Source organism: Rummeliibacillus sp. G93 (genome assembly GCF_023515935.1).
Lineage (GTDB): Bacteria > Bacillota > Bacilli > Bacillales_A > Planococcaceae > Rummeliibacillus > Rummeliibacillus stabekisii.
The window spans coordinates 1888497-1913636 of sequence record NZ_CP097314.1 but is presented as its reverse complement, the minus strand read 5'-3'; the positions used below and the strand labels follow the sequence as shown (position 1 = coordinate 1913636).

Annotated in this window: 33 protein-coding genes and 1 pseudogene; 22 read left to right on the top strand and 12 right to left on the bottom strand. The window is 32.5% G+C overall.

What is annotated here, in order from left to right; genetic code table 11:
* Positions 1-12: 12 nt before the first annotated feature.
* The 4 genes from M2M59_RS09595 to M2M59_RS09580 all read left to right on the top strand — a co-directional run bounded on the left by M2M59_RS09595 (position 13) and on the right by M2M59_RS09580 (position 2425).
* The gene (locus tag M2M59_RS09595) at positions 13-783 is read left to right on the top strand and encodes a hypothetical protein (protein WP_249774455.1); all 771 of its coding nucleotides are present in this window, start codon (positions 13-15) and stop codon (positions 781-783) included.
* 12 nt (positions 784-795) lie between these two features.
* Positions 796-1047: a hypothetical protein gene (locus tag M2M59_RS09590; RefSeq protein WP_249774454.1), complete on the top strand. Its 252-nt coding sequence runs from the start codon at positions 796-798 to the stop codon at positions 1045-1047.
* A gap of 29 nt (positions 1048-1076) precedes the next feature.
* On the top strand, positions 1077-1463 hold the full coding sequence (locus tag M2M59_RS09585; protein WP_249774453.1) for a hypothetical protein: 387 nt from the start codon (positions 1077-1079) through the stop codon (positions 1461-1463).
* A 452-nt stretch (positions 1464-1915) separates the two neighbouring features.
* Entirely contained in the window at positions 1916-2425 is a 510-nt protein-coding gene (locus M2M59_RS09580) for a GNAT family N-acetyltransferase (protein WP_249774452.1), read from the top strand.
* Positions 2426-2539: 114 nt separating this feature from the next.
* Here the strand turns inward: M2M59_RS09580 and M2M59_RS09575 are convergent, their stop codons facing one another.
* The 3 genes from M2M59_RS09575 to M2M59_RS09565 form a co-directional block, all read right to left on the bottom strand.
* A complete protein-coding gene (locus tag M2M59_RS09575; protein WP_249774451.1) occupies positions 2540-3010 on the bottom strand; it encodes a VOC family protein in 471 nt (156 codons plus the stop codon).
* 613 nt (positions 3011-3623) lie between these two features.
* Positions 3624-4118 (bottom strand): GNAT family N-acetyltransferase, encoded by a 495-nt coding sequence (locus tag M2M59_RS09570; protein WP_249774450.1) that lies wholly within the window; start codon positions 4116-4118, stop codon positions 3624-3626.
* A gap of 140 nt (positions 4119-4258) precedes the next feature.
* Complete coding sequence (locus M2M59_RS09565) at positions 4259-4576, bottom strand: hypothetical protein (RefSeq protein WP_249774449.1); 318 nt, start codon at positions 4574-4576, stop codon at positions 4259-4261.
* A 305-nt stretch (positions 4577-4881) separates the two neighbouring features.
* On the opposite strand from M2M59_RS09565, the gene M2M59_RS09560 reads away from it, so the two are divergent.
* The 3 genes and pseudogenes from M2M59_RS09560 to M2M59_RS09550 all read left to right on the top strand — a co-directional run.
* Complete coding sequence (locus M2M59_RS09560; RefSeq protein ID WP_249774448.1) at positions 4882-5271, top strand: VOC family protein; 390 nt, start codon at positions 4882-4884, stop codon at positions 5269-5271.
* A 65-nt stretch (positions 5272-5336) separates the two neighbouring features.
* On the top strand, positions 5337-5921 hold the full coding sequence (locus M2M59_RS09555; RefSeq protein WP_249774447.1) for a GNAT family N-acetyltransferase: 585 nt from the start codon (positions 5337-5339) through the stop codon (positions 5919-5921).
* Between the two features lie 82 nt (positions 5922-6003).
* Positions 6004-6534, top strand: a pseudogene (locus tag M2M59_RS09550) (DinB family protein); the annotation flags it as partial.
* A 181-nt stretch (positions 6535-6715) separates the two neighbouring features.
* Here the strand turns inward: M2M59_RS09550 and M2M59_RS09545 are convergent.
* Together M2M59_RS09545 and M2M59_RS09540 are read right to left on the bottom strand one after the other, a co-directional pair.
* Positions 6716-6895, bottom strand: a complete 180-nt coding sequence (locus M2M59_RS09545; RefSeq protein WP_147196815.1) for a hypothetical protein — start codon at positions 6893-6895, stop codon at positions 6716-6718.
* A 33-nt stretch (positions 6896-6928) separates the two neighbouring features.
* Positions 6929-7918 (bottom strand): zinc-dependent alcohol dehydrogenase family protein, encoded by a 990-nt coding sequence (locus M2M59_RS09540; RefSeq protein ID WP_249774446.1) that lies wholly within the window; start codon positions 7916-7918, stop codon positions 6929-6931.
* A 566-nt stretch (positions 7919-8484) separates the two neighbouring features.
* Between M2M59_RS09540 and M2M59_RS09535 the strand changes: the two genes are divergently transcribed.
* Positions 8485-8736 (top strand): hypothetical protein, encoded by a 252-nt coding sequence (locus M2M59_RS09535; protein WP_147196818.1) that lies wholly within the window; start codon positions 8485-8487, stop codon positions 8734-8736.
* The gene (locus M2M59_RS09530) at positions 8733-9245 is read left to right on the top strand and encodes a DinB family protein (RefSeq protein ID WP_147196820.1); all 513 of its coding nucleotides are present in this window, start codon (positions 8733-8735) and stop codon (positions 9243-9245) included. The genes M2M59_RS09535 and M2M59_RS09530 overlap by 4 nt, the downstream gene beginning before the upstream one ends.
* A 116-nt stretch (positions 9246-9361) precedes the next feature.
* On the opposite strand, the gene M2M59_RS09525 is transcribed toward M2M59_RS09530, so the two are convergent.
* Positions 9362-9985, bottom strand: a complete 624-nt coding sequence (locus tag M2M59_RS09525) for a LysE family translocator (protein ID WP_147196822.1) — start codon at positions 9983-9985, stop codon at positions 9362-9364.
* A 233-nt stretch (positions 9986-10218) separates the two neighbouring features.
* Positions 10219-10362 (bottom strand): hypothetical protein, encoded by a 144-nt coding sequence (locus M2M59_RS09520; RefSeq protein WP_249774445.1) that lies wholly within the window; start codon positions 10360-10362, stop codon positions 10219-10221.
* Positions 10363-10645: 283 nt separating this feature from the next.
* Here M2M59_RS09520 and M2M59_RS09515 point away from each other — a divergent pair, with 283 nt between their 5' ends.
* Positions 10646-10828 (top strand): hypothetical protein, encoded by a 183-nt coding sequence (locus tag M2M59_RS09515; RefSeq protein WP_147196826.1) that lies wholly within the window; start codon positions 10646-10648, stop codon positions 10826-10828.
* Between the two features lie 122 nt (positions 10829-10950).
* Here the strand turns inward: M2M59_RS09515 and M2M59_RS09510 are convergent, their stop codons facing one another.
* A complete protein-coding gene (locus M2M59_RS09510) occupies positions 10951-11481 on the bottom strand; it encodes a GNAT family N-acetyltransferase (protein WP_249774444.1) in 531 nt (176 codons plus the stop codon).
* Between the two features lie 457 nt (positions 11482-11938).
* Between M2M59_RS09510 and M2M59_RS09505 the strand changes: the two genes are divergently transcribed.
* Positions 11939-12292: a YunG family protein gene (locus M2M59_RS09505; RefSeq protein WP_249774443.1), complete on the top strand. Its 354-nt coding sequence runs from the start codon at positions 11939-11941 to the stop codon at positions 12290-12292.
* Positions 12293-13086: 794 nt separating this feature from the next.
* On the opposite strand, the gene M2M59_RS09500 is transcribed toward M2M59_RS09505, so the two are convergent.
* From M2M59_RS09500 to M2M59_RS09490, 3 genes are all read right to left on the bottom strand, one after another.
* Positions 13087-14115 (bottom strand): GerAB/ArcD/ProY family transporter, encoded by a 1029-nt coding sequence (locus M2M59_RS09500; protein ID WP_249774442.1) that lies wholly within the window; start codon positions 14113-14115, stop codon positions 13087-13089.
* The gene (locus M2M59_RS09495; RefSeq protein ID WP_249774441.1) at positions 14112-15530 is read right to left on the bottom strand and encodes a spore germination protein; all 1419 of its coding nucleotides are present in this window, start codon (positions 15528-15530) and stop codon (positions 14112-14114) included. The genes M2M59_RS09500 and M2M59_RS09495 overlap by 4 nt, the downstream gene beginning before the upstream one ends.
* A gap of 455 nt (positions 15531-15985) precedes the next feature.
* Positions 15986-16243: a hypothetical protein gene (locus M2M59_RS09490; RefSeq protein WP_249774440.1), complete on the bottom strand. Its 258-nt coding sequence runs from the start codon at positions 16241-16243 to the stop codon at positions 15986-15988.
* A 322-nt stretch (positions 16244-16565) separates the two neighbouring features.
* Between M2M59_RS09490 and M2M59_RS09485 the strand changes: the two genes are divergently transcribed.
* The 4 genes from M2M59_RS09485 to M2M59_RS09470 all read left to right on the top strand — a co-directional run bounded on the left by M2M59_RS09485 (position 16566) and on the right by M2M59_RS09470 (position 18564).
* A complete protein-coding gene (locus M2M59_RS09485; protein ID WP_249774439.1) occupies positions 16566-17003 on the top strand; it encodes a hypothetical protein in 438 nt (145 codons plus the stop codon).
* Between the two features lie 83 nt (positions 17004-17086).
* Complete coding sequence (locus tag M2M59_RS09480; RefSeq protein ID WP_184117461.1) at positions 17087-17260, top strand: hypothetical protein; 174 nt, start codon at positions 17087-17089, stop codon at positions 17258-17260.
* Between the two features lie 132 nt (positions 17261-17392).
* Positions 17393-17716, top strand: coding sequence for a holin (locus tag M2M59_RS09475; RefSeq protein WP_249774438.1), 324 nt, complete (start codon positions 17393-17395; stop codon positions 17714-17716).
* Positions 17717-17718: 2 nt separating this feature from the next.
* Complete coding sequence (locus M2M59_RS09470) at positions 17719-18564, top strand: GH25 family lysozyme (protein WP_249774437.1); 846 nt, start codon at positions 17719-17721, stop codon at positions 18562-18564.
* A 75-nt stretch (positions 18565-18639) separates the two neighbouring features.
* Here M2M59_RS09470 and M2M59_RS09465 read toward each other — a convergent pair whose 3' ends face one another.
* The gene (locus tag M2M59_RS09465; RefSeq protein ID WP_249774436.1) at positions 18640-18879 is read right to left on the bottom strand and encodes a hypothetical protein; all 240 of its coding nucleotides are present in this window, start codon (positions 18877-18879) and stop codon (positions 18640-18642) included.
* Positions 18880-19335: 456 nt separating this feature from the next.
* Here M2M59_RS09465 and M2M59_RS09460 point away from each other — a divergent pair, with 456 nt between their 5' ends.
* From M2M59_RS09460 to M2M59_RS09430, 7 genes are all read left to right on the top strand, one after another.
* On the top strand, positions 19336-19536 hold the full coding sequence (locus M2M59_RS09460; RefSeq protein ID WP_249774435.1) for a hypothetical protein: 201 nt from the start codon (positions 19336-19338) through the stop codon (positions 19534-19536).
* Between the two features lie 17 nt (positions 19537-19553).
* Positions 19554-20426, top strand: coding sequence for a hypothetical protein (locus tag M2M59_RS09455; RefSeq protein ID WP_249774434.1), 873 nt, complete (start codon positions 19554-19556; stop codon positions 20424-20426).
* A 272-nt stretch (positions 20427-20698) separates the two neighbouring features.
* On the top strand, positions 20699-21538 hold the full coding sequence (locus M2M59_RS09450; protein WP_249774433.1) for an SMI1/KNR4 family protein: 840 nt from the start codon (positions 20699-20701) through the stop codon (positions 21536-21538).
* Positions 21539-21953: 415 nt separating this feature from the next.
* Entirely contained in the window at positions 21954-22154 is a 201-nt protein-coding gene (locus tag M2M59_RS09445) for a hypothetical protein (RefSeq protein ID WP_249774432.1), read from the top strand.
* A gap of 280 nt (positions 22155-22434) precedes the next feature.
* Entirely contained in the window at positions 22435-22872 is a 438-nt protein-coding gene (locus M2M59_RS09440) for a BrxA/BrxB family bacilliredoxin (RefSeq protein WP_147196843.1), read from the top strand.
* A complete protein-coding gene (locus M2M59_RS09435; protein WP_249774431.1) occupies positions 22860-23648 on the top strand; it encodes a class I SAM-dependent methyltransferase in 789 nt (262 codons plus the stop codon). The genes M2M59_RS09440 and M2M59_RS09435 overlap by 13 nt, the downstream gene beginning before the upstream one ends.
* A gap of 497 nt (positions 23649-24145) precedes the next feature.
* Entirely contained in the window at positions 24146-24727 is a 582-nt protein-coding gene (locus M2M59_RS09430; protein ID WP_249774430.1) for a YpjP family protein, read from the top strand.
* The last annotated feature ends 413 nt before the right edge of the window (positions 24728-25140 follow it).

The following is a 25140-nucleotide window of genomic DNA, read 5'->3' as shown; positions in this document are numbered from 1 at the left end:
TATGTTGCTAGGATGAAAGCGGATAAAGAAATAATCTCAGTTAAAAATGAAAATCTTAAATTTGAACATGTTGGAGAATATTTTGATCATATAAATGAAATTGGAAAAAGAAATGATCTAACTACAGAGGAAAAGCTTCAGAGAATTCATAAGGCTTATGATGCTTTAGGAGATGCAAAAGGTGATATTACTGTAGTATCAAACACAAAATATTTAATGAACGAAGCATTTGATAGTGATACAGGTAGAATGCTTATTGATTGGCCGCCTAAAATGGGCTTTATCGAAGACTCAATACAACCTATAAATAGAAATAATCCACTTCCAGAGCAATGGGATAGGATTGGTGGGAAAGGAGGCGAAAATTTTACCACACTGCCTGATAAAGGTAATCCATATTCATATGATCAAAGGGCAATACCATATTTAGAGAATCCATTTGCAAGACATACAGGAAACTTTGATAATGAAATTTACTTTAATGCAATAGATGCAATTAGGAGTAATGATCTTATAGAATTAAATGAAATTATTGGTGCTAATGGAAAAAAGGCGATAGACCAAATGGACTTTGATAGATTAACAGCTCAATACAAACAATTCCAAAAAAATATTAATATGAACATTGGAAACGTTGATGCGACATATGGGTTAAAAGGTTTTGCAGCCCCATGGCTTAATAGTAAAACTGGTGAAGTGTTAATGAAGGGTGGAGCTGAACAGATTGTAACACCAATAAATGGATTGGCATTAGAAAATTTGGGGATTATATCAAAATACTAAGAGGTGAAGGTTTTGACAAAAGAAGAATTCGTTGATCGTGTCAATAAAGAAAATATAAGACCTGGAGATTACGTAATAACTCTAAACAGAATAACGGATGCACCTTTAGTGATGGGTTGTGTACCTGTAAATGGTAGTTGGAAAATATTTGAAACATTTGAACGTGGAGGACACTATATAATTAAGGAATTTGACAATGAGAATGATGCATTTGAATATTTTTACGAACTAGTACGCAGAACATCTGAAAAATTTAATAGATAGGATACATGATTTTAAAGGAGTTAAAACTATTGAATATAAAAATAAAGAGAAATACTGGCATAATGGGTGGAGCAACATCTGTATCTTTAAAAGTAAACAGTCAAGTAGTTAAAAAGTTGAAAAACAATGAAGAGTATTCAATATCTTCAGCTGAAGGGAAAGTAAAAGTTAAAGCAAATCAATGGTTTTTCGGGAGTGAAGAAAAACAAGTAGAGAGTGGCAGCAAAGTAAATATTAAAATAAATAACACAGCTTTATTATTATATGTTATTTCACTAATTATTGTATTTGCAGGTGGCTTTACGAGTATAATTGCTTTTACTTTTATAGGATTGATTGGAATTGTAATTACAGTTATTTATTCTACAAAACGATGGTTTAAACTTGAAGTTGAAAATACTGTTAATCAAAACTGAATATTTAATAGTAAATAATCAGTCTTGCGCCAATGAACAAGTCGTTGTTTTTTGGCGCTCCTTTGTAATTCAGTAACGTTACGAGATATAGTTTAACTCCATAAGTTAAAAGTGACAAAAATGAAAATAAACAAATTGTACCCCTTATAATTGAGGTTTTTGGAGGGGAATAAATTGACTAAGGAAGAATTTATTGAGCGTAATAATAAAGAAAATATTAAACTTGGCTCTTACATAATAGTTTTACTGAAGTAACGGATATACCATTTAGTAATGGGCTGTGTACCTGATAATGGGAGGCGGAAAATATTCAAAACTTTATAACGTGGAGGTCACTATATAATTAACGAATTAAACAATGAAAATGATGCATTTGATTATTTTTATGAGCTAGTCCGCAGAACATCTGAAAAATTAAATAGCTAGAAAATAAAATGTTAGGAGGTTTAATAATGTTAGAAAGCAAAAGGACAATTCTCGTTAAGTACACAGAAGATGAGATGGGATATTTAGAGAAATTGCTTAGTAATCCCAATATGGTGAAATATATTGGGAATGGGAAAGTACGTAGTAGGGAACAAACACAAATTTTTTTCAATTGGATTGTTGATCAGTATAACATAAATGAAAATTATGGTCTTAAGATCATTAAAGACAAAACTTCTAGTAAAAATATAGGCCACGCGGGACTCGTTCCACAAATTGTTGAGGGAAAGGAATTTGTAGAAGTAGGTTATTGGATTGAAGAAAATTATTGGGGAAAGGGATATGCATCGGAAATTGCTCAAAGCTTGATAACCTTTGGTTTACAAGTTTTGAAACTTCCTGAAATAATTGCTCTTATTCAAAAAGAGAATATTGCTTCAGAGAAAGTAGCCCTTAAAAATGGCATGAAAAAAGAAAAAGAGATAATGGTAAATGGGAAAATTGTTAATTTATATAAAATCTCATTGAAAAAATAAAAAGAAAAAAACACGCTTGAAGGTTTTCAAACGTGTAAGTAAATGGAGGTAATTAGGCAGTTGGCAGACCGTCTAGTTCAATTATAATCCGTTTTTCACTTAATTATTCACAAATCAATTTAAACCTTTTTCTTTAATTTGTTCCCATGTTTTTAATGACATTTGTTCAAATGCCTCCTCGAAGTTTAATCTAAGAGGTGATATACATTCCAGGCTATTTCCATCTGGGTCTTCAAAATATATAGCTGCATGAGCTTGTGGATTATTATTTAACACTAGTGGTTGCTCCTCATCAGAAAACCCAAAAGCTGATTTTATAGCTATGCCTCTTTCTTCTAACCAATTTTTAATATCATTCATATTTGGTCTGTCAATTCGAAATGCAACATGTCTTAGCGATGGATGATAAGGAGTTCTCACTTTTTCTGTTTCCCATAAACCTAACCAGCTTTTTCCTTTATCAATCCAAAAAAACACTACTTTTTCTGATTGATAGGCAATCTCTAGATCCAATTTTAGATAGAATTCAACTGATCTTTGCAGATTTCTAACTGGTAAATGCGCTTCATACAGTCCTTTAATCATAGGATTTTACCCGCTTTCATTTATGAAATTGTACTTTTAATATAAAGATAATTCATTTTATATGATATACAACTTTCGATTGAACTTAGTTTTAAATTAGAAAACAGATTCCTTTTACTCTACACATAGGCAAATTATTGGGTATCAGTTGACTGCAAAACCGCAAAATTAAATTCAAAGGGGGGCCTGGAGCAGCCCTTTTTTATTTTGCATTAAGCAAGTGGAAAAGTGGATTTAAATCATTTAGCTGGCAAAAAGAAGCTAGCTTGATATATAGGTGAAGAATCCAAGAAGGATGAACCTAAAAATAAAAATACAGAAAACATTATGGAAGGAGAGTTGACTATCACATAGTATGAGGAATTAAAAAAGAGAACGGAAGAACTAGAAAAGGCGTTGGGAAAAAGATAGAGAAGTGAGCGGTATTCATAAAGCTGGTCGGTCCTGGGCTAAAAAAGAAGGGATTATGGATGGGAAAAACACTAAAAAGTTTGTAACACTAGCAATGCTGTCAAGTGTACTATTTAAACAATTCAATAAAAAGAAGTAGTACTAGCAGCCCCTATGGCAGAGATTCAAACTCTATCAAGGGGCAAATTAATTTGGTAGGGTATTAAACTGTTAAATGCAATATATGCTGCGGACCTTTAGGGCCTTCATAAAATTCATTCTTATCTTCAAACCCTGTCTTCAAGTAAAGGTTGTAAGCAGGAATGTTTTTCTTATTAACACCAAGCACTATTTCATTAATTTCTGGTAAATTTTCTTTCACAAATTTAGGCAATAGCTTGAGCCCCATTTTTGCTAAACCCTTTCCTTGATTTCTCGAATCAATTGAAAAAGCAGTGAGTAAACGGGCATTAGAATTGTTGCTGTACTTCAAAAGCTTAGCCCCATCTTCTAAAGCAAAATAACCAACAGGTAAATGGTTCTCCATAATTAATAAATGTTTAGTACTATTAGAAACTTGGGGGTTTTGAATCTTATCTAATGGCATACTTGTGAATTCCAATTGTTCTGTTGATAAATGGTAAGCTGATAACTGCTTCTCATATGTATTTTTGTATTCAACCAATTCAATTGAATTTTTTAAGGTTTCTGTTTGCATCCAGTCGACCTCCTAATATTTAGTTATTTCAGTATAATCTAATAATAGGTTATATACAATAAATATAGAGGATGGATAAAACTCTAAGAACCAAATCTCTCTAAAGTAATGAGACGAAACTTAATTAGGCGAAAGAATAGTTAGCTTTTTGAGACGAGTTTACGTCTTCTTTTTTTCTTTGCTTTTTTCTGTTTGTAAGTTATATAAGAAGTTTTTAATGATGCGTAACTTCCGATGGCAGAATAACCATAAAACCATCCCATAAATAGGCCAGCAAGTAAATCGCCTCTATGACTAATAAATACTGAAATAAATAATCCTAGCACGAGAGCAACTGTTGGAACCCAGAAAGGCTTTATATGAAAAAATCTTTTTAAAATCTGTGTAATAATCATAACAACAGGGACTGCAATCACTGCATCCCAAAAGTTTGTATGTATCGTTGGAAAATGTTCCATTGTGCACCTCACTGTATAAATATATTTGTTTACAATATTTCCATCTAGGCAGGGGATTATACTAGAGAATTAATCTGCCTCGAACTTAGGCGAGCTAAAAGGGAGCTTTTCGGAGTCTACTTACACACTTGAATTAAATATTTGTCCAAAGTCAAAGCCTATACTAGAAGAGAGATAATATGATTGATACAGATAACTTGTATAAAAGCCTTTATTATCCACTATTTAAAGGAACACCAAATAAAAAGGGATTTAAACGTTTTCTATAGAAGTTATTAGTAATTTTAAAAAAGGTGGTCTTTGTTATGAATATAAATACAAATGCATCTCCAATTGCCTGTAAAATAAACAATGTTTTCATTCATGTTAGTGACCTGAAAAAATCTTCAGAATGGTACTGTAACTTACTTGGTATTCCATTTATTGAAGATCGTATTGAATCACCTGTATTCAATATTCCTCTTCCTTCAGAGACTGGACTTACACTGGATGATCATAGTTTTGACCCTGGATTTAAATTAAATCCCTCAGATCATGTATTATTTAATTTTTTCGTAGAGGATATTGATGAAGCGTACGATTTTATTGTGGGCAAACAGATTACCATTACAAAAGAAATTGAGCGTATTGGTGATTTCGCTTATTTTAACTTTAGCGATTTAGATGGCAATATATTAATGATTTGTAATAACTAAATATCAAAGAGTCATGGTTTTTGCACATGGCTCTTTAACTAAAATAATAAAGGAGACCAAATTTGATGAGAACAAATAATTTTCCATTAATAGAAACGGATAGATTGATCTTAAGAGAGGTTAGCAAGGATGATGCGGATGATCTGCTAATATATTTATCTGATAAGGAAGTAATGAAGTATATGGGGCTAGAGCCATTTCATTCTGTTGAGGATGCATTAGATGAAATTGCGTGGTATAAGTTAATATTTGAAAAGGGAACAGGAATGAGATGGGTAATTTCGTTAAAAGGGCAGGATAAGGTAATCGGTAGTTGCGGTTTTCTAAATAGGGCTACACAGCATTACCGTGCTGAAATCGGATATGAATTAAGTAAAGAACACTGGGGAAAAGGAATAGCCAGTGAGGCCATAGAGGCAGTTATTAGTTATGGATTTAAAGAGTTAAATTTACATAGAATAGAAGCATTAATTGAACCACTTAATTTACCTTCTCAAAAAGTATTGGAAAGAAAGGGGTTTATAAGAGAAGGACTTCTGAGGGGCTACGAGTTTACTTGCGGGAAATTCGATGATGTTTATATGTATTCGTTGCTGAACCAGGATTTTAAAAGAAAAGAAGAAATAGGTAATCACTCTACTTCTGTTTAAGTATTTATTTTTGTAGGAAAAGTTTAGGTTAGCTCATTTTTAGCGATTTACCACATTGGAGGTCAAAGCTAGGAGGGATTGAATGGATATTGGAAATGAATATCTGAAAGTTATAAAAGAGAGATTTAAAAGAGTAAAAGATTTAGCAGATAAAACGATAAGTCAATTATCAGAAGAAGACCTTCATTGGAAAGTAAACGAAGCTTCCAATAGTATTGCCATAATAGTTAAACATGTGAGTGGAAATATGATATCTAGATGGTCCGATTTTTTAACGTCAGATGGTGAAAAACCTAACAGAAATCGTGATCAAGAATTTAAAGAAGATATGCCATCTAAACAAGAAATGATCTTAATTTGGGAAAAAGGATGGGATACCCTACTAAATACATTAAAAGAATTAGAGAGCCCAGATTTATTAATAAATATAACCATTCGCGGAGAAAAACACACTGTGTTAGAAGCAATTGAGAGACAAATGGCTCATTATTCTTATCATGTGGGACAGATTGTTTATATTGGTAAACAAATAAAAAGTGAAAATTGGAAAACTCTAAGCATCCCGGTAGGTAAATCAGAAGATTATCTTCAACAGATGCTAAATAAACATCAGTCTTCTAAACAGAAGAGCATAGACAGTGAATTATTATTAAAAGAGAGTAGCCTAAAGTTGCTCTCTTTGTTCCTAGTTTACGACATATTTCCACCTTCACTATAGTAAGTCACGATATTAAGAGAGTTGTCACTACAGGGGAGAAAGTTGAGAGCAAAATAAAAAAGACAGGTTTACCTGTCTAATCATTTTTCTTATCAATCTTGTTAATAATAACACGCAGTAAATCATTCTTTTCTTGTTGAACTTTAAGTAATTTAACTAAAAACCAAATAATAAATGCAACTGGAATTAAGTAAAAAATGATTGGTAGGATAAAAATAAATAAGTTGAACACAGCTACTCCAGTTCCCATCCCCATTAAAAACCCCCCTTTTTTTCTCATACTATATCCTTAGCTCGTTAAGAATACTTTTCCTCTAGATATTTTAGTAGTCTCAACAATATCAATAGCCTTTTGTACATCTAATAAGTCAAATGTAGAATCTACCTCCATCAAACGCAATTTATTTTCAGCTAATAATGATATTAAAAGTTTAAAAGTATCTTGCCACTTATCTACTGATACATCTTTATTCCAATTTCTCAAATGAAATAAATTTGCATTCACTTTTGCTTTTTTTAGAATATCTGCCCAGTTTACCTGTTCACCTGATAAAAGACCAATGGTAATGAAATCTCCATTAGGACGTACACTAAAAGCTAGGTCGTTTCCCGATGAACCTCCTATAGAATCTATAGCAGCATCAGCCCCCAGTCCGTTTGTTAATTCCATAACTGTTCCATATAGGGGAACCTTAGAAGTATCTATTACATTAGAGGCACCGAGACGAAGTAACTCATCTGTATATTTATTGTTTCGAGTTACTGCAATCAACCGAAAACCTAAAATCTTTGATAATTGAGCAAAAATATGACCAATTGCTGAACCACAAGCATTAACCAATAAAACATCATGTGGTTTTAATTTTAAAGCCTCTGTACAAACCAACCATGCAGTAATGGGATTAATGTACATTTGTGAGGCAGTAAAATCATCTATGAAATGAGGTATAGGGACGGCAAATTCCGATGACGTCTTTACAAACTCTTGCCATGTACCTTCCCCGCGTAAAGGTAGCACACGTTTACCAATGAGATTGGTAGAAACTAAAGAGCCTACTTCTTCTACAATGCCCACTCCTTCATAGCCTGGAATATTAGGTAAAGATATACGGTGAGAATATGACCCTCTAATTGGTATTAAGTCAGAAGGATTGATAGGCCGGGCTAACATTCGAACAAGGACTTCATGATCCTTGGGTGGTTCGATATTTTTAGACTCAACTTTTAATACATTTTTAGGACTACCAAAATCATAGAATTTAATACATTTTCCTTCCAATATTAATGTCTCCTTGAGATAAATTAGTTTTGTTTAATTATATCATTGTAAAAATAGTCTATTGTCATAAAAAATTATTCCACAAAATGAAGATTGTGGGGTTTATTTTTTGTTTGATTGGGTAAATACCCATTAGGTACTTTTTAAATCATTATTTTTATAGAACTGTAGGAGGGGCGAATGGAAAATCATATTGAACAACTTAAGATGGAATTTCAGGCACTAAGTGTAGATTTGAATAATTTAAAACGAGAAATCTATGAGGTACTTGAAAGTTTTAATACATAACAGTCCATGTTTTCTACCTATTTTTTACTTAGTATATTCAGTAGAAAATATTATCTTTTAAAGGAGCTTATTTAGCTCTTTTTCTTTTTGCTTTTTTCTTTATTTTTTGTGTTTATGTATGGTCTAGGATTCACCTATTCATTGCTATATAAATTCTCAGTTGAAAAAATAAATACGATGATAAAGGTAATTATTTCTTTCTGTCGAATCTATAACAAAGCTTTATAAATGAAACTGAAGAGGAGATGGACTAATAATTATCGAGAGGAATTTACACTTTGAAACTTTTACCATGGAAACAGTATGACACTTGGTCATGGAGGGAATTTACATTACTTCTTTTGCTCGAATTTTTATTTGTAATAGTAGTTGTTAAATATGGAATTCAATCACTTTATCAATTGTTGTTTAGCAATACATTATACTCAGGAACATTGACAGGTTTGACGATTGCCATTGTACTTTTAACGGGATTAACAAAAGCATCATCGTTAAGGTTTTTAAATACTTTTAAAAGGGGCAAATTATGAGCAAATGTGAAAAAGAAATACTATTGAAAGAGTTTGGTAGCTGGCTTGATTTTGTGAAACAAATTGATGAATCTATCTGGGATAAACCCCTGGGTGAAGGTAAATGGGCAGTCTGTGATGTAGTTAGCCATATCTTACTTTGGGATAAATACTTTTATGAAGAAGCTATTAAACCAATTGCTGAAGAAAAGCCAGTAACGGTTGAACACCTAGATTTTGATCTCTTTAATCAAGAGGCACGTGAGTTTGCTAAAACAAAAACCAACCAAGAGTTGGCCAAGCTAGCAAAAGAATATCGTAAATGTATTATAAACTCTATTCAGGAACAACCGGCAGAAAAGTTTACAAGGCAGAATAAAGATGCTCAAGGAAATAATTTCGTTATCAAAAACTACTTAAAAGATTTTATTTGGCACGATCAACATCATATGAAGCAAATAGCTGAGATAGGAAAGAAAAGGAAAGAAAAGCAGGATAGGTTTATAACCTTTAAAGGTATTATTTCATAATTAAAGCTCCTTCCCATATTTGGGGAGGAGCGAAGTTTTTCTTTCGCTTAGTATTTTTATTAGCATCCGTTAAATATCATTGTCCTTAATCAACAATTATTAAACTTGAAGCGCTTCTAATGATTTGGACGAGTAAATAGCAACTTTGCACCGAATCCGATTAAAACGATACCTGTTATTTTATCAATCGTACTCTGAACTTTAGTAGACATGAGCCATTGCCTTATATAACCTAATAAGAAAACTATTGCAGTAAACCATAAGATTGATAAAAGTGCGTAACCACAGCCCATAATTATAAATTGGAGGCTTGTATTGAGACCTGGTGATACAAATTGAGGTAAGAATGTTAAAAAGAAAATAGCAACCTTAGGGTTTAATGTATTAGAGATTAAACCTTGTTTAAAGGCAGATTTTTTTTGAGGAATCACATTCGTTACACTTTCGGAAGCATTTCCTTTTTTCTTTTTAATAAACGATGTTGCTCCTAGGTAAATCAAATAAAAAGCCCCTAGAAATTTAATAATCTCGAATGTAATTGCTGATTTCATTAAAATAATAGAAAGTCCAAAAGCGGCAGCCAAGGTATGGATTATTGAACCACTCGTTAAACCAAGAGCCATCTTTAGTCCATCATTCTTTCCGGTACTGATTGTTCTTTTTGTGATTAATGCAAAGTCTACACCTGGAGACATAACAATAAAGATCGTTAGTAGTAAATATCCGAGAAAGTCGTTCATACTTGATCTCCCATTGAAAAGTAATAGTTTATACTAACGTATTTATATTCTTATTTCAACCAGTCTAGGGAAAAATAAGACAAGATTAATGACATGTTATTTTAAGAATGGTGTAAGAATTTAGTATGATTAACTAGTAGGAAGATTGTAAATGCTATTGAGTGCAAAGGTACACAAAAATGGACGAAAAAGACCAGAGAACAGTAAATGTTAGCTGGACTTTTTGTTTGAAATTATTTCGATGTTTCACTATGTTTTTTCGTCTTCTCAGTCCTCGCAAATAACCAATAAATAATAGCAACTATACCGATTAGTGCCAAGGCAAGCCCTCCAAGCATCGCCATTGCTAAAATAAATCCAATATCCCCAAAATTCATTTTAAGTCTCCTTTTTATAGGTAGTATTAGTTTTGTATCTCATCATTATTACTGTTCATTAATGGCAAGATTCCCCTTTAGCAAGCGGATGTTTTTTGGGCGAGCTGACTCGATTAAAGAAAAGTAATGCGTATAGTCTATTGGTTAGTACGAATAGATGTTGTATAAACATTCGATATTAAAGAATTAGAACCATTTAATGATGCTATTTCGAAGGAAATAGAATCAACATTAGATGTAAAGCTGCCATCTACATATGTAGAATTAATAAGAAATAAAAACAGTGGAACTTCAGCTTTTAATACAGACTTTAAATGGAATTGCTATAGATGATGGAATTGGTGAAAATAATTATTTACTTAAAGAATGGGAACTACCGAAAGGACTAATTCTATTAGGCGTTGATGGTCACTCTTGGGTAGCTTTAGATTATCGTAATTATGATGGTGATAACCCGCCCGGTTGAAGTCTTCATCGTCATCCTCATATTCATCATTGTCTTCCAAAGGTTCTGGCTCTTTGTATTCCGAAAAGCCTTATGAGTGCATGTTAAAAGCCTACAGTTCAATCTATGTAGGCTTGAAAAAGTTAATCTGTAACTAATTTTGAATATAGGCTTAAATCAATAAATTTCCCATTTGATTTTTCACACTTTCTCATTGTTCCTTCAAATGTAAAGTTCAATTTTCGTAAGACTTTTATAGAGTTAATATTTTCTGGTTCTATCTTTGCTTCTATCCTGTTTATATTTAATGAATTAAATGCGTACTCTATTAAAGAAGAAATGGCTTCAGGTGCGTACCCTTTGCCCCAATATGCTTTACTAATATCGTAACCGATTTCTACTTTTGCGTTTTCAAAATCAATAGAATTATAACCACATGAACCGATAATTTGATTTGATTCCAATTCAATTATTGAATAACGAATAGCTCTCTTTTCTTGAGATAGCTTATCAAGTAAATTAATCATTTCTTTCGCTTGGCTTATATTATTGAAACTATTGATATTCATAAACTTCGTCACTTCTGGATCTGACCAAATTTTAAATAAGCTTTCTGAATCTGAAGTTGTCATTTTCCTTAAAAATAATCTTTCTGTGTATAATTCTTTAATCAATATTTTTACCTCCGATTTTATTTTATTATGGGGAAAAGATATTGATATCTGCGCATAGTCCAGTCCCTTCTTTGTAATATCAATTTTATTGTAATAGTTCACATATATTGACACAAGTATGTTGATAAAATCACCAAGTAATTTAGAGTTCTAGCAATTATTTTTGTGTTGTACTTTAGGTCTTAATAGGTAATGTGTTAGGAGTTATTTATGTTGAATAACTTTAATCAGTAAATAGTTTTTGCAAGTATATTTTATTTGTATTTTAAATTGGTATAGTAAAGATGAAAAAATAAATTGAACTAGAGTTTTTGGTGATTATGCATGAATTAGCCAACACCGAGATTTATTACTTGCGGTGGCTACGTAACTGCAAATCGTGAGTATGTAAAGCATATACAAAGGGAGAGAAACCTCAATTATAATTAGTAAAAGAATAAAAGGGTGGGAATTCTATATGGAGAATAAAACATATAATACTAAAGAAATATTGGAGGTTTTGTTTAAATCCTGGTCTTTAGAATCTAGTTCAAAATGGAGTAAAGAAAATGCCGCAATGGGACAATGCGGCGTAACGGCATTAGTTGTAAATGACTTATTAGGCGGAGAAATAAATAAAACTAAATTGCCTGGTGGCTGGCATTTTTATAACATTATTAATAGAAAGCGATATGATTTTACTGATTCTCAATTTAAAGAAGATATCCTGTATATGGATACTCCTTCAAATAGAGAAGAAGCCTATAAAGATACCAATGAAAAACAGTATAAGTATTTAAAACAACAGGTTTTCCTTAATTTAAGTAAATAAAATAAATATCAAGATATTATCATAAATAAATAGACGGCCTCTCATGTACTAAAAAAACAGGAGACTAGCCGCTTTTTTTATTTTATTTTGATTCGGGTCCATACTATTTTTTCATAGCTTTAACCGAGATTATCCAAGTTGTACTTTTTCCTTCAGGTTATGTATCTCCATAGCGCCTAGTTTTCTATTGACATTCAATTTTTCTTCTTTAGCTTCTTTTATTTAATTTCAAACCACATTCTGAAGGGTTTCGTACCTGGCTACTTTAAACGTGTAAATCGTACGTCGTATAAGTATTAGATAAATATAAAAAGGGAGTTACTGGCGTCTTTGACTACACTCCCTTTTAATTTATTAGAATTTCTGCGTATACTTAATTTCTGAATGCCTCGGCTCACCATTATGCCAACTAATCTCCTGCTTGCCATATCCACTTGGCGATGCATCCACTTGGATAATTCAGCCTCCAGCAGCAACATTTACAGCATTATCATGTAAATCAATTTCTACAACCATGTCAGGTTGAATTTTTTGACCATATTACGCCTTTGCTCTGATGTTTTTTACAAAATGAATCCCAATTCGAATTCGGATATTTTGATATTAAGTTGAATAAAAGTTGATGGACGGATAATAACCGTCATCACCGCCTATCTTAACAACACACTCCTCAACTAAACGCAGATATAATCATTAATTTATTATTGAATACCACAGGCTATAATTGAGTAACGTTCTTCGAATATTAACCATAAACAACTGCTAAACAATAAGAAACTAACAACGAAAAAGAACTATTTTACATATTTACCTCTTCTTTTATTGTTCCAGATAATAAATAATGGTAATAATACAGTGACCGGAATATATAAATACTGGAAATGATCTCTAAGAAATTCTACAACACGGATATTTATAAAGCCTATGCTTCCGAAAAAAAGAATAATATGCACTAAAGCCATCGCCAATTTTGGATGCTTCCGCGCTTTTTGAAAATATATTATTCGTATATTTAAAATAATTAAGCTGCATGAAATAATGCTCCAGGCGAGCCACATATATAGAAAGAAAACATCTAGCCTTTTGACAAAAGTAACTTCAATTGATTTTAAAATGTATAATACTGGCTCAGTAATATATGGCAAGGATGCTTTGGCGAAGTACATTTCTACAATAAGAATTATAAAAGCGACAAATAGTGTAATAGTAAGTTGGTAAATTAAGATATCTTTAAAACGCACCTTATCTTCGGTCAATACAAATTTTCGTAATATTAAATAACTCTCTAAACCTGTAAATGAAGATAAGCCAAAAAGGGTCCCCTTTATCCATTGGTGACCAGTACTTGTTCCAATAGGAAATATTTGAGAAAAAGATAACTGTGGTAAAGTATAAAATAAAAAAAATACAAATATAAAGACAAAAGGTATTAAAAAAACGGGCATGTTTACAACAGTTGAGGGTCTACTGACGCTGATATAATAAGAAATAAACAACATTATTACTAATGTAATCGAATTAGGTGTTTTCTGTTCTACCCATATATTCAAGGTATATTGCATATAAATGAAAGAGAAGATCAGTAAAAATATCCAAATTAAAATAAAAATCCACCGTGTTAGTTTCCCAGGTTCAAAGTATTTGTAGAATTTTTCATATAAGCATAACTGAATAAAAATAATTACTGCAGAGATTAAGAACATTATCCAACTATCACGACCGCCAGCATTAATAATTATTTCTGGATATGCAATAAATATAATACCTGTTGTTCTAAAAAAGAGCATGAGAAACAGCTGAACTTTTGTAATGGTAAAATTCATGTTTTCTTTCCTTTCGGATCAAAACTGCTTGGTTGTGAAGTTGATCTTGAATGCTTCTTGCGGTATACAATTTGTGGAATTTTCTTAGGCTCAAAAGGCACAATTGGCGAAAAATATGGTGATTTTAAAGAGCTTAAATTACATAAATGTATCGTAAGAATTAGGAAGCCAGCCATTATGCCGAAGAAACCAAAGAGCGCAGCTGCGAACATAAATGGGAAACGCAACACTCGCACAGAGGTATTTAACTCTACCGATGGTACGACATAGCTAGATATTGCAGTCAATGCTACAACTATTACTACCATGTTGGAAACTAAACCAGCGTTGATTATGACATCTCCAACCACTAATCCACCGACAATACCTATGGTTTGAACCAAAGATTTTGGTAACCGAATACTAGCCTCTCGAATTAACTCAATGATCATTTCAACAATTAATGCTTCAACTATTGGCTTAAAAGGAATTTCACTTATATTTATTTTGAGTTTCTTGCTTAATTCGATAGGGAGAATTTCATAATGATAACTGACTATAGCAATATACAAGGCAGGTAGATAAACAGCTGTAAGGAAGCTAGCGATTCGAACCATTCGATAAAAGGACCCTACAATAACACGGCTATTAAAATCATCAGGCGATTGGTAAAAAGAAAATAATGTGACAGGTGCAATATAAGCAGTAGGCGAATAATCGGTCATTATAACAATTTTTCCTTCAGAGAGATTAGCAAATACTCGGTCTGGTCTTTCTGTATTCATAATTTGAGGGAAAGGGGAATAGGGAGAATCCTCAATGAAATCATTCAACTGGCCAGATGTATATAATCCATCCGCTTGTTCTTTTATTCCTTCTAACTTTCTTTCTAAAGCAGAGAGATTGTCTTGGTTAGCAAAACGGGCTAAATACATATAATAAATATCTGCTTTGTTATCTATTCCAACAGTCACTTTTTTTACGATTAAATCAGGCACACGCATTCTTTTTCTAATGAGCGCCAAATTTGTGTCCTGATCTTCAACAAAACCTTCATGAGCACCTCGTAGGATAGCTTCGTTTATTGGCTCATCTGGAGATCTATGAGGTAAATTTGGCATTGTGAAACATACCATTTCTTGAGATCTCAATAAAAGTAGCACCGCGTATCCTTGACAGACATATTCTACTAACTTTTCGAGGTTATAACTTTCTTTATAAGTGGCGGTTGTCGCATCCCAGTCTTTTTCATTAAATGTTGTTTGCACTTTCAACGTATTCACTATATCTTGTACATCTTTTACATTGGCCATTGAACTATAGTAGCAAAGAATGGCATATTGATCTTTGGGGAACGAGATTTCTCTAGCTACAAAATCAACTGAATTATAAAAAGTGGCTTTTAATTTTTCAATCATCGATTCTAGTTGGAGCATAACTTCCTCCTCTTAGTCTTTTGCTTTTGAATACAATAAGACCATTACTTTCTCTCACACATCTTATTTTTTCATTATGTGATAACTTATTCTGTTTCAAACAAATAAAAGCTTTTGTAAATATATAAGAAATGCAAATATGAGAAAGAAAAAGTATTGGGTTTTTATATACAAAAAAACACAAACATGCTAAATATACTTAGTTTAATAAATGGCTTATCGAACAACCGGGAGCATCGAATTTACGCACTTACTGCGTTTATTTGGTGTTCCTTTTTTATTGCTTTAATAAGGGGGGCTAGTAATGGAAGAATGGGCAGTTAACTTGCTTGCAAGAATATAAAAAGAACCGCACAGCGTTACATCAGATAAAAGGTATATTTAAGACGGTATCTTTTAAATGTAGAAAATCAACTTTTAATAAAACTAACCAAAAAGTAACCGAAAACTAACATTTAAAATGAAAATCCGCCTCTTTTTTTGTTTTTCCTCGCAATGATATTTATATATTTGCGACGGTCGGTTAATGAGTCTACAAATGAATAATTGTGATGGTTTGTGAGATAATCATTTAATCGTTTAAGTGCAAAGTCATGCAAAACATTGAACGTATCTTGCACTTGAAGGACAGCAGCTTGTAATGAATCAGCAAGCTTTAAACTATCTAGCATAAAAGTGGGAATGCAAAAATGATAAGCAAAACTATTGTCCATTCCTGATATTCTCGAAATGGGGGATATAAGCCAAATGATTTCCAGTATGCCAAAGTACGTGGCATAATTAATGGGCGAATTGTTGCCATAGCTCTTCTTTTGAGACTCGGTTATCTATGTAAATATTGTTTTTAAAACACCTTGATTTATGGGGTCCAAATAAGACAATAATTTTTAATTTGTATGCAATGTACTTTATATTGAGTTGAGCTGGCGAAGTTATCTTTTTGCTTAAATATAGATTTTTTTATAAAAAGGTATTTTGTTGAAGAATTATGTTAAAGTAAAAAAGGTTTTTAAATTAACAACTTCGAGGAAAAAAATGCTTAAACTATTATCGATTAATATAATACCAGTAATAATAATACGTGTTTTATTATTTTTCTTAACACAAACTACGTGGCCTATTATTTATTTAGTCAAAATTTTCTTTGAACTATTTACCCCCATCCTACTACTGAGATTGAATTACAAAGTGGCCGTAAAAAAAGAGAAAACTTATTTTATATCCAATTCTTTTCTTATTCTTTTTAGTAGTTTGCTTGGAGTAGCGTTAGGCTACTTATTCTGGGGATTAGATGCTAGTGGATTTTCACTCCAAGACGATTTGGGGCAAAATATATTAAAAAACCCTGATAACGAAACAGCCGGAATTGTTAAGTTAGAGGCAATAATCAACGTGACACTTAGTATTTTGGGGAGTCTACTTTGTTCTATCATTTTAATTATGAGAAATCGCAAAAAATCTACTATTCTTTAATCAGCAAATATATGGAGTTATGATGGGTAACTAAGCACACCTAAAAGGTGTGCTTTTTATTTTAGGGAAAATGGGGTGTTGCAGTGGACGTGACAACAATTGAACAAATCGCCGGGAGCCAATTTATTTGGACTATATGCAGCATTCTATTGTGTGTAGCTGCATTGTTGTACTTAAAAAGCGAAAACAAAGAGAGAGAAAAAAAGTTAGAAGAAACTCAAAAAGAGCAGAAAGTGAATCAGAACGCCGATACCTAGAACTGAAAGAAGAGTCACGCAAACGAGAAAAAAACTTATGGCCAACTTAAAAAGTCTTACTGAATCTCAAGAGAAAGTGTAAAAGCGATTGAAGGATTAAGCCAGTCTTATACCGGTCTTAAAAGTGACTTTTTGCATTTAGCAAAAAGAGTAGAACTGAAAGAAGAAAAAAGGTATTGGAGGAACAACCATGTTAGCAGTATTAGTTTTAGCGACCATTATTGCGCCAACTGTGATAGCTTTAGAGAATTAGTTAAAAGATCCTTACCAACTAAAAAGAATTACATCCCGCTCATCGCATTCGTGATGGGTATTTTTATTGGAATAGTTTCATTTCCGTTTACAGAACTTGAGGTCACATTACGACTTTGGGCAGGTGGGATTGCTGGTCTAGCAAACACAGGTTTGTTTGAAATCACAAATTATCGAGAAGGTTTAAGTAAGGAGGGTAAGTAATTATGGGTAAAATCGTAGACATTTCTAAATGGCAACCAGAAGTGAACTATAAAACTTTTGCAACAGAGATAGACTTGGCTATCTTACGAGTACAAGATGGCTCTACAACAAAAGATAAGGTCTATCAAACGGATGCTGCAGGATGTGAGCAATATAAAGTTCCGTATGGTGTATATGCATTTACACGCTTTATTTCTGTAGGAGATACCAAGGTTGAAGCAAGAGATTTTTATAGCCGTGCAACAGCTAATGGGCGTAAACCATTATTCTTTGTTGCTGATGTTGAAGATAAAACAATGAGCGATATGAAAGCAGGAACCAATGCCTTCATAGCAGAGTTACGTCGCCTTGGAGCTAAAAAGGTGGGTGTTTATGTAGCACATCATCTATACAGTGAATTTAATTTGGACTATTCAAAAGCTGATTTCGTGTGGATTCCTCGCTATGCAAATTATGGTGTTTCAGTGATTAAACCTAATTATCCATGTGATCTACAACAATACACAGATAAAGGTAAGATTGCGGGCATTGCTGGCAATGTTGATTTAAACCGTTTAAATGGAACAAAAACTTTAGATTGGTTTTTGGGAAAAGAAGATGTGAAGGCAGTTTCAAAGCCAGTAAACCAAGGTTATTACCCCAAGAAATATGACAGGTTAGTTTCTCTAACAGACTTTGGTATCTATGAAGATAAAGAGTTTAAGAAAGAACTGAAACGCCATAATAAGGGCACTAAACTTGATATCATCGACATTGCTCGTACTAAAAATGGTACACCACGTTTTATAGTATGCGGTGGCTATTGCACGGCTAATCGTAAGTATGTAAAGGCGTATACAGTTAAGTAATATCATACTGTCCATACAGTTATAGATACGTTAAAAGACCAGGGCTATTAACACCTGGTCTAATTTTATTTCTTCCTAATCGAAATCTTTTACCCTTTCAATAAATGGTTTACCATCCACTATACCGTTATTAAATAATTCTTGAGCAGTTTTAAATCTTTGGGTGTAGGAATCTTTAGAACGCGTGAGTAAAAAACTTAACTCTTCACTATAAAGTCTACTAATCCACCATTCTTCACCATTGTAATCTAAGCTTACTTCTTGATTCTCATCTTCAATAGCTCTTCTAACATCTTCCCATTCCTTTTGATTCATTTTATGTTCCCTCCTTTTTAAACTAATCTCAATCACTGCATTTTCCATTTATACATCCTTATAACCCAATTGCACTAAAGTTAATAGCAAAAATTCTCTAGAATTCTTATCCAGACAGGAATCAGAGTTTATAGAAATAAAGAGTTCAAAAGAGAATTAAGCCCTATAAAATTACTAAGCTAGATAAGTTTGATAGTACTCTATCAAAAGAATAATAAAAGGATTCACTGGGTTTATTTAACGTATATACCAAGTGTGCGTATACTTATTCAAGTGTAAAAATGAATCTAAAAGTCTCCTACTTATACATAGGTCTTTAGATTCGTATTTACGATATTCCTTATAAGGAAAAATTTTAATGGTATAATAGTTAACGGTTTACTATTATGGTAAGTTATTTACAAATAAACATAAGAATAATAGTGATTTTATTTTATTTATGAAAGGGTGGTTTTTTTGAAAGGATACATCGGAGTATTTGTTTTAGTAGTAGTTCTAAGTATTATTTTATTAACTGTTTTCAATGCTGTCTTTACAGGTGGCGGTGATATTTTACAAGAAACTCTTATGGCCTCAACAATGGTCATTTCTGTTTTACTATCAGTAATAATTACGCAGTTATTCTATTTAATTAATTTATTCAAAAATAAAAAATAACGAAATGAGGAGACAGCATGAAAAAACTAATAGGTATTTTATTGTTATCAACGTTATCATTTAATTTAGTATCTCTTGATGTGAGTGCTAAAGAATCCGAAGAAATTAATGAGGAGAATCCTATTATTGAACCAATTGAATTGAATACTAACCAAATTCAAGAACTTCAAGATTTAGGATTTGATAACGATGAGATTTATTCCATGTCTAAAGAAGAATATGATAATTTTGGAAACCTAAATGGTGAGCTAACAGATAAAGATGAAAATTATTATAAAGTGGTTACAAATCTTGAAGGAGAGATTATAGAATCAACAGAAATCTCGGAAGAAGTAGCAGAAAATTTACTAGATATCCAAAATAACCAAATTTCTCTCTTAGCAGCCAAAGTCAAAGAAACAAAAACAACAGGTTTATTAAAGATGTCACTTTCTTCTTCAAAATTATCAGGTGGTAAAATTTTATTGAAAAATTCTTATAGATGGTTAAAAGCTCCGGCTATTGGTTTGAAAGATGTTGTAGCTATATCTCATGGAGCTAATGCAGTTAAAGTTAAGGGAACTTTAGTTTCTAAACATAAGTATAGTGATGGCCAGGGAGTTCATAATGTTAAAGCGAGTGCCACTAAACTAAATTATTATGGAGTAGCAAAGACATTTGATGTAAAGGTAATTGGTGCGGATGTCTCACCGTATGATCAACATGGATATATTTCGGTGCAAGTTGAAAAAGCAAATAAAAATGATATTAAATCAAATGGTTATGGTCATTATACTCATGTTACATTAGGTATAACTGGAACCGTTGATATAAAGAGCGGAAACATTTCGATTGGCGGAGCTATAAAAAAGACTGCTATGAATGATGTAATGGTTACTTTTAAATATTAACATATTTAGACTGCCTTTTTGGCAGTCTTTTTATTTATTTAAATATTTATCTAAGGTCAAAGGTCAAAAAAACCAAAAATATATATCTAAATTTAGATAAAGTGCAAAAACAATAGTTTAAAAGCTAATAAGAAGCTAATCCAACATTCTGTAGTTCATATTATGCATTTTAGCTATAAACAGGTAAATGCACATATTATAAAAGAATATTACGAAATTTTATGGTAATATTTTAAAGAAGAGTATTATTTTATAGTAAATGAAGGGCTAGCATGTTTGATTATATTTGGGATAAAGATGAGGAAATAGACATCGAGGAATTAGAACTTTTTAATGATGCTATTTTGAAAGAAGTAGAATCAACATTAGGTGTGAAACTGCCATCTACATACGTTGAGTTGATGAAAGAAAAAAATGGTGGAACTCTAGCATATAATGAACTTCATTCAAAAAAAGTCCCTGAGGGTGAGCTTTTAATACAGAGTCTAAAAGGAATTGCTTTAGATGATGGAATTGGTGAAAATAATTATTTGCTTGAAGAATGGGAACTACCTGAAGGACTTATTTTATTAGGCGGTGATGGTCATACATGGGTAGCTTTAGACTATCGAAATTATGACGGTGATAATCCGCCTGTTTATTGTATAGAGTCAGGAAAGAGAAAAGGGAAACAAATATCAGATGCCTTTGAAGGGTTCTTAAAACAGTTAAAAGAACCAGAACCTTTGGAAGATGATGATGACGAAAATGACGATGATGATTTGGATTTTAGCCGGATTTATACTAAAGAAGAATTAGGTAAGTATATAGAAGAAGGAAGCTCATTATTTCATATTTCAGGAGGATTGGAACAATTTGCTCGTGAAAAAGGAGATATGAATTGGTATATTGACCAATGTCTAAAAGCGTTAAACAAAAAAGAGCTGGATCACATTTCTTGGACAGTAGGAGAGTGCGTCTTAATTAAATTAAAGGTTGAGCCTAAAGAAAACTGGCCAATTAACAGTTTAAAAGAGATTGTAAATCATCTAATGACAGTTCCATTGTATGATGACGTTCCAGATTTTACTGCACAAAGACTAGGAAAACGATTACAAAGAAAAATCTCTTGAATAATAAAAGCTGGTACTAAGTTTCCGCCACCGCCCCCATGGCCAGGATCACTTATCAAAACATTTGCCTTATTAGCGCTAACAAAATTTGTAGGGATTGTCATACAAGCGCATAACAATAAATAATATATAATTTTTGATATTTTTTTCAAGAAAAATTATCCTTCTTTCTATAATTGTAATATACTGTAATAATACCTCACCTTTTAATATATTTAACTGTTATTACATAAAAAGGTTATAACGTACTATTCAATATAGTTAAGTATTACCAGTAAAAGATTTGATAATTTGAATTGATAAAAATAGCTAAGGAAAAAAGAATTACGAAATTTCTAAAGATACATTTATGTCATTAATAGTGGAAGGTATTTCCCTATATATGCTGAATTTTGTATATAAAGGGGGATATATTATGCAAAAATATTTAGTGGAAATAATAATGAGCGATGGGCAAAGTTTTAAACTAAGAACGAATACGGATGTAAGAGAGATCGATCCAGTGAAGGTTGACGAACTTGGCGGCAGTGAAATGTTAATAATTGATGATGAATTAATGCTTGAGGTGGGGCAAATCGAGGAGTTACCGATGTTTCCTATAAAAGTAAGAAATTAAATGAGCTACTATTATATTCTGAAATGCAACAACGCGGCCTTCCATGTCATTAAACATGTGAATAGCCGCGTTTTATAATAAGAGAAAGTTTGTTTTAAAAGCATTATTGAATATCATTAGAAATACAAAAATGAAAATCACCAAAAAGTCACGAGAAAATCACCAAAAAATCACGTAAAAAATGAAAATCCGTGAAAAAATATGTAATTCGAGATAAAATAGAAGAGCACAAACCTTATAATTCAAGGGATTATGAAGGAATATGAAAGGGGACGAAATTATGAACCCATACGAAGAATATATGCAAGGCATTGTACAACCAATGCGAGATGAATTAGTGAACGCCGGTTTTACGGAATTAAGAACCCCGGATGAAGTGGCTGAACATATGCAAGAATCGAAAGGTACCTCATTGATTGTTATTAACTCTGTATGCGGATGTGCGGCCGGTCTTGCACGTCCAGCAGTTATTGAAGCTATACAGCAAGCTGAGTATAAGCCGGACCACTTAACGACAGTGTTTGCTGGTCAAGATGCTGAAGCGACAATGCAAATGAGGGGCTTCTTTGAGGAAGTGCCACCAAGCTCTCCTTCTATTGCTATTTGGAAAGATGGACAGTTGGCTTACTTTATTCCGCGTGAACAAATTGAAGATCATGCAATGGAACAAGTGCGCGATCATTTAGTAGGCGTGCTAGATCAAATATGTGCGGAATAAAAACTATAGTAACAACAGTGGGAAGGCCCAACCAGCATTCATTTGAATTAGCGGAAAAAGCCTGTAAAGTACTTAAACTACCATTCATCGAAAGAAAGAAGAAGTCTCTTCAAAAAATAGCGGAAGAACATCATGCAAATTTAATTGTTGCGGGTAAACTCTCATATGAGTATCTTCCATTTGAATCTGAGGAACCCTTTTTCTTTCATCCTAGCTCAGCTGCCTTTCGCTTGAAACGGATAGCGAGGGGTGAGCATGAGCCTTTCTTGGATGTAGCCAAACTGCAAAAAGGAGATACCTTTTTAGATTGTACGTTAGGGCTTGGCTCGGATAGTATTGTGGCCGCTTATGCAGTAGGTGATATAGGATTAGTCATTGGCTGTGAAGGCAATCCGAATGTAGCGTTTATTGTACGTGAAGGCATGCGGTCGTATGACAGAGCGCAATTGCCGCTACTTTCTTGTATGGATCACATACAAGTTGTTAGTAGTTTAGCGATTGACTATCTTAAACAGCAACAGGATAATGCATTCGATGTCGTTTATATGGACCCTATGTTTGAAGAGACAATAGAGGAGTCAAAAAACTTTTCACCGTTGCGTGTTGCAGGACTGCAAAATTCATTAACAGATGAATGGGTGGAAGAGGCAAAAAGGGTAGCAAAAAAGCGAGTTGTGTTAAAAGCTCATTTCCGTTCTCCGTTGTTTGATCAATTTCATTTCAAACGAGACATTCGCTATAATTCAAAATTTCATTATGGTGTGATTGAACTATAGGCCTGCGATTATTCGCAGGCTTTTGTTATACAAAAAAACAGTGGATACTATCCACTGTTTTCTCCTGAATTTCAGGTTTGTAGTTTGTTTTAAAAATTAGGGTACTCTAAACTAATGACCAAAACTAGCACTCAGTAAGGGTTTACATCCCTTACTGAGTGCGTTTGTTTTATAATCGCATTAGTCTGTAATACAAAGAGACATTAAATAGAATAATAGCAATAAAAACCCGATACCCATTGCGATTGACATAAAATTTGCCCTCCTTTTGTACAAAAACGAACGCTTTATTTTGCATTAAGGGCAGTGAATAATTAAAAATGAAGCCCGTAAATGCCCGAATGGTTCTACTACCAATCTGATTGTCCTAGATTGCAGTGTCACTTTATTTCTACTATATTGTACAATGATTTAGAAAAAGATGAAACCTTTACTTCTGATTTTCGTATATACTAGTAAGTGAAAAGACAATATTTGTTCAACGGCAGGTGAAAAGTATGAGAAATAAACTTCAAAAACTCCTTGTATCAACAGTCGCCGTTCTGACTTTAGGTGTTATCACATCTAATCACTCCATTTGGGAAAACTTATTAGAACACGGCGAAAGTCATAAAACGCCTTATACAAAAGATGTTTCAAAAGAATACATACAACATGCTCAGCCAGAAGTAGACCAATTCACAATGTCTGGTCAGCTAATAGATCAAGCAAAAGAACAATCATATTTAAAATTTGGGAATCGTATTGGTCCTAAGATAAGCAATGAATTTGATCATATTATATTTCCCAAGATTGAAGAAGCTATTCATATGACAGTGGATCATCTGAATGTCAACGAGATGCGTGACTTGGCGATGACCGAAAAACCAAGTGGTGACTATTCTGAAAAGATTTTCCATATTTATCAAGCATCATCAGGACAAGATATGATTCGTTTCCATGTACGCACGGAACGCAGACCAGTAGATGGCTATTACTACAATTTTCATTATCACACTTATAAAGACAAATTTACTTCTCATAACAATCTAGGTGAGATTTATTGGTCTAAAGACACACCACCAAAATGGTTAAGTTAAATTCTGAATATTAAAGAAAATATTTTGTGAACTCAATAGAAGTATAAGTTATCTATATTTCTACCAATTACTTTAAAACATCTTATCTTTTGCAATAACAGTTTGTCAGTAAAGATAAGTTCGTGAATGGCTTCTTTTTTAAAAGGAAACAAGTACTTTAAAACAGATATGCTTATAAAGATTTGGCGTCAATAGAAATAACAAAATGCTAAATTGTTAAATAAAAGCCAGATGCAAAGTAAAAATGCATCTGGCTTTTAATATTATTTATAATAGATATCTTTTAGTAAATGCATGTATGTACATAGAATGCTAACTAAAGAATTGAAAGTTAATACTATCTGGCTTTTTGTTTTATTTTACGTCATTTCTCGTCAATGTTATCATGAAATAGATAAATAAATTGGAGGCTA

Coding starts and splice junctions, on each gene's coding strand:
- M2M59_RS09595 (WP_249774455.1), top strand. CDS start 13: ATGAAAGCGGATAAAGAAATAATCTCAGTTAAAAATGAAAATCTTAAA.
- M2M59_RS09435 (WP_249774431.1), top strand. CDS start 22,860: ATGTGCGGAATAAAAACTATAGTAACAACAGTGGGAAGGCCCAACCAG.
- M2M59_RS09495 (WP_249774441.1), bottom strand. CDS start 15,530: ATGCTCCAACTAGAATCGATGATTGAAAAATTAAAAGCCACTTTTTAT.
- M2M59_RS09545 (WP_147196815.1), bottom strand. CDS start 6,895: ATGGGGATGGGAACTGGAGTAGCTGTGTTCAACTTATTTATTTTTATC.
- M2M59_RS09450 (WP_249774433.1), top strand. CDS start 20,699: ATGTTTGATTATATTTGGGATAAAGATGAGGAAATAGACATCGAGGAA.
- M2M59_RS09570 (WP_249774450.1), bottom strand. CDS start 4,118: ATGCAAACAGAAACCTTAAAAAATTCAATTGAATTGGTTGAATACAAA.
- M2M59_RS09470 (WP_249774437.1), top strand. CDS start 17,719: ATGGGTAAAATCGTAGACATTTCTAAATGGCAACCAGAAGTGAACTAT.
- M2M59_RS09500 (WP_249774442.1), bottom strand. CDS start 14,115: ATGAATTTTACCATTACAAAAGTTCAGCTGTTTCTCATGCTCTTTTTT.
- M2M59_RS09525 (WP_147196822.1), bottom strand. CDS start 9,985: ATGAACGACTTTCTCGGATATTTACTACTAACGATCTTTATTGTTATG.
- M2M59_RS09485 (WP_249774439.1), top strand. CDS start 16,566: ATGCTTAAACTATTATCGATTAATATAATACCAGTAATAATAATACGT.
- M2M59_RS09455 (WP_249774434.1), top strand. CDS start 19,554: ATGAAAAAACTAATAGGTATTTTATTGTTATCAACGTTATCATTTAAT.
- M2M59_RS09530 (WP_147196820.1), top strand. CDS start 8,733: ATGAGCAAATGTGAAAAAGAAATACTATTGAAAGAGTTTGGTAGCTGG.
- M2M59_RS09440 (WP_147196843.1), top strand. CDS start 22,435: ATGAACCCATACGAAGAATATATGCAAGGCATTGTACAACCAATGCGA.
- M2M59_RS09520 (WP_249774445.1), bottom strand. CDS start 10,362: ATGAATTTTGGGGATATTGGATTTATTTTAGCAATGGCGATGCTTGGA.
- M2M59_RS09490 (WP_249774440.1), bottom strand. CDS start 16,243: ATGGACAATAGTTTTGCTTATCATTTTTGCATTCCCACTTTTATGCTA.
- M2M59_RS09575 (WP_249774451.1), bottom strand. CDS start 3,010: ATGATTAAAGGACTGTATGAAGCGCATTTACCAGTTAGAAATCTGCAA.
- M2M59_RS09505 (WP_249774443.1), top strand. CDS start 11,939: ATGGAGAATAAAACATATAATACTAAAGAAATATTGGAGGTTTTGTTT.
- M2M59_RS09445 (WP_249774432.1), top strand. CDS start 21,954: ATGCAAAAATATTTAGTGGAAATAATAATGAGCGATGGGCAAAGTTTT.
- M2M59_RS09465 (WP_249774436.1), bottom strand. CDS start 18,879: ATGAATCAAAAGGAATGGGAAGATGTTAGAAGAGCTATTGAAGATGAG.
- M2M59_RS09555 (WP_249774447.1), top strand. CDS start 5,337: ATGAGAACAAATAATTTTCCATTAATAGAAACGGATAGATTGATCTTA.
- M2M59_RS09430 (WP_249774430.1), top strand. CDS start 24,146: ATGAGAAATAAACTTCAAAAACTCCTTGTATCAACAGTCGCCGTTCTG.
- M2M59_RS09565 (WP_249774449.1), bottom strand. CDS start 4,576: ATGGAACATTTTCCAACGATACATACAAACTTTTGGGATGCAGTGATT.
- M2M59_RS09580 (WP_249774452.1), top strand. CDS start 1,916: ATGTTAGAAAGCAAAAGGACAATTCTCGTTAAGTACACAGAAGATGAG.
- M2M59_RS09560 (WP_249774448.1), top strand. CDS start 4,882: ATGAATATAAATACAAATGCATCTCCAATTGCCTGTAAAATAAACAAT.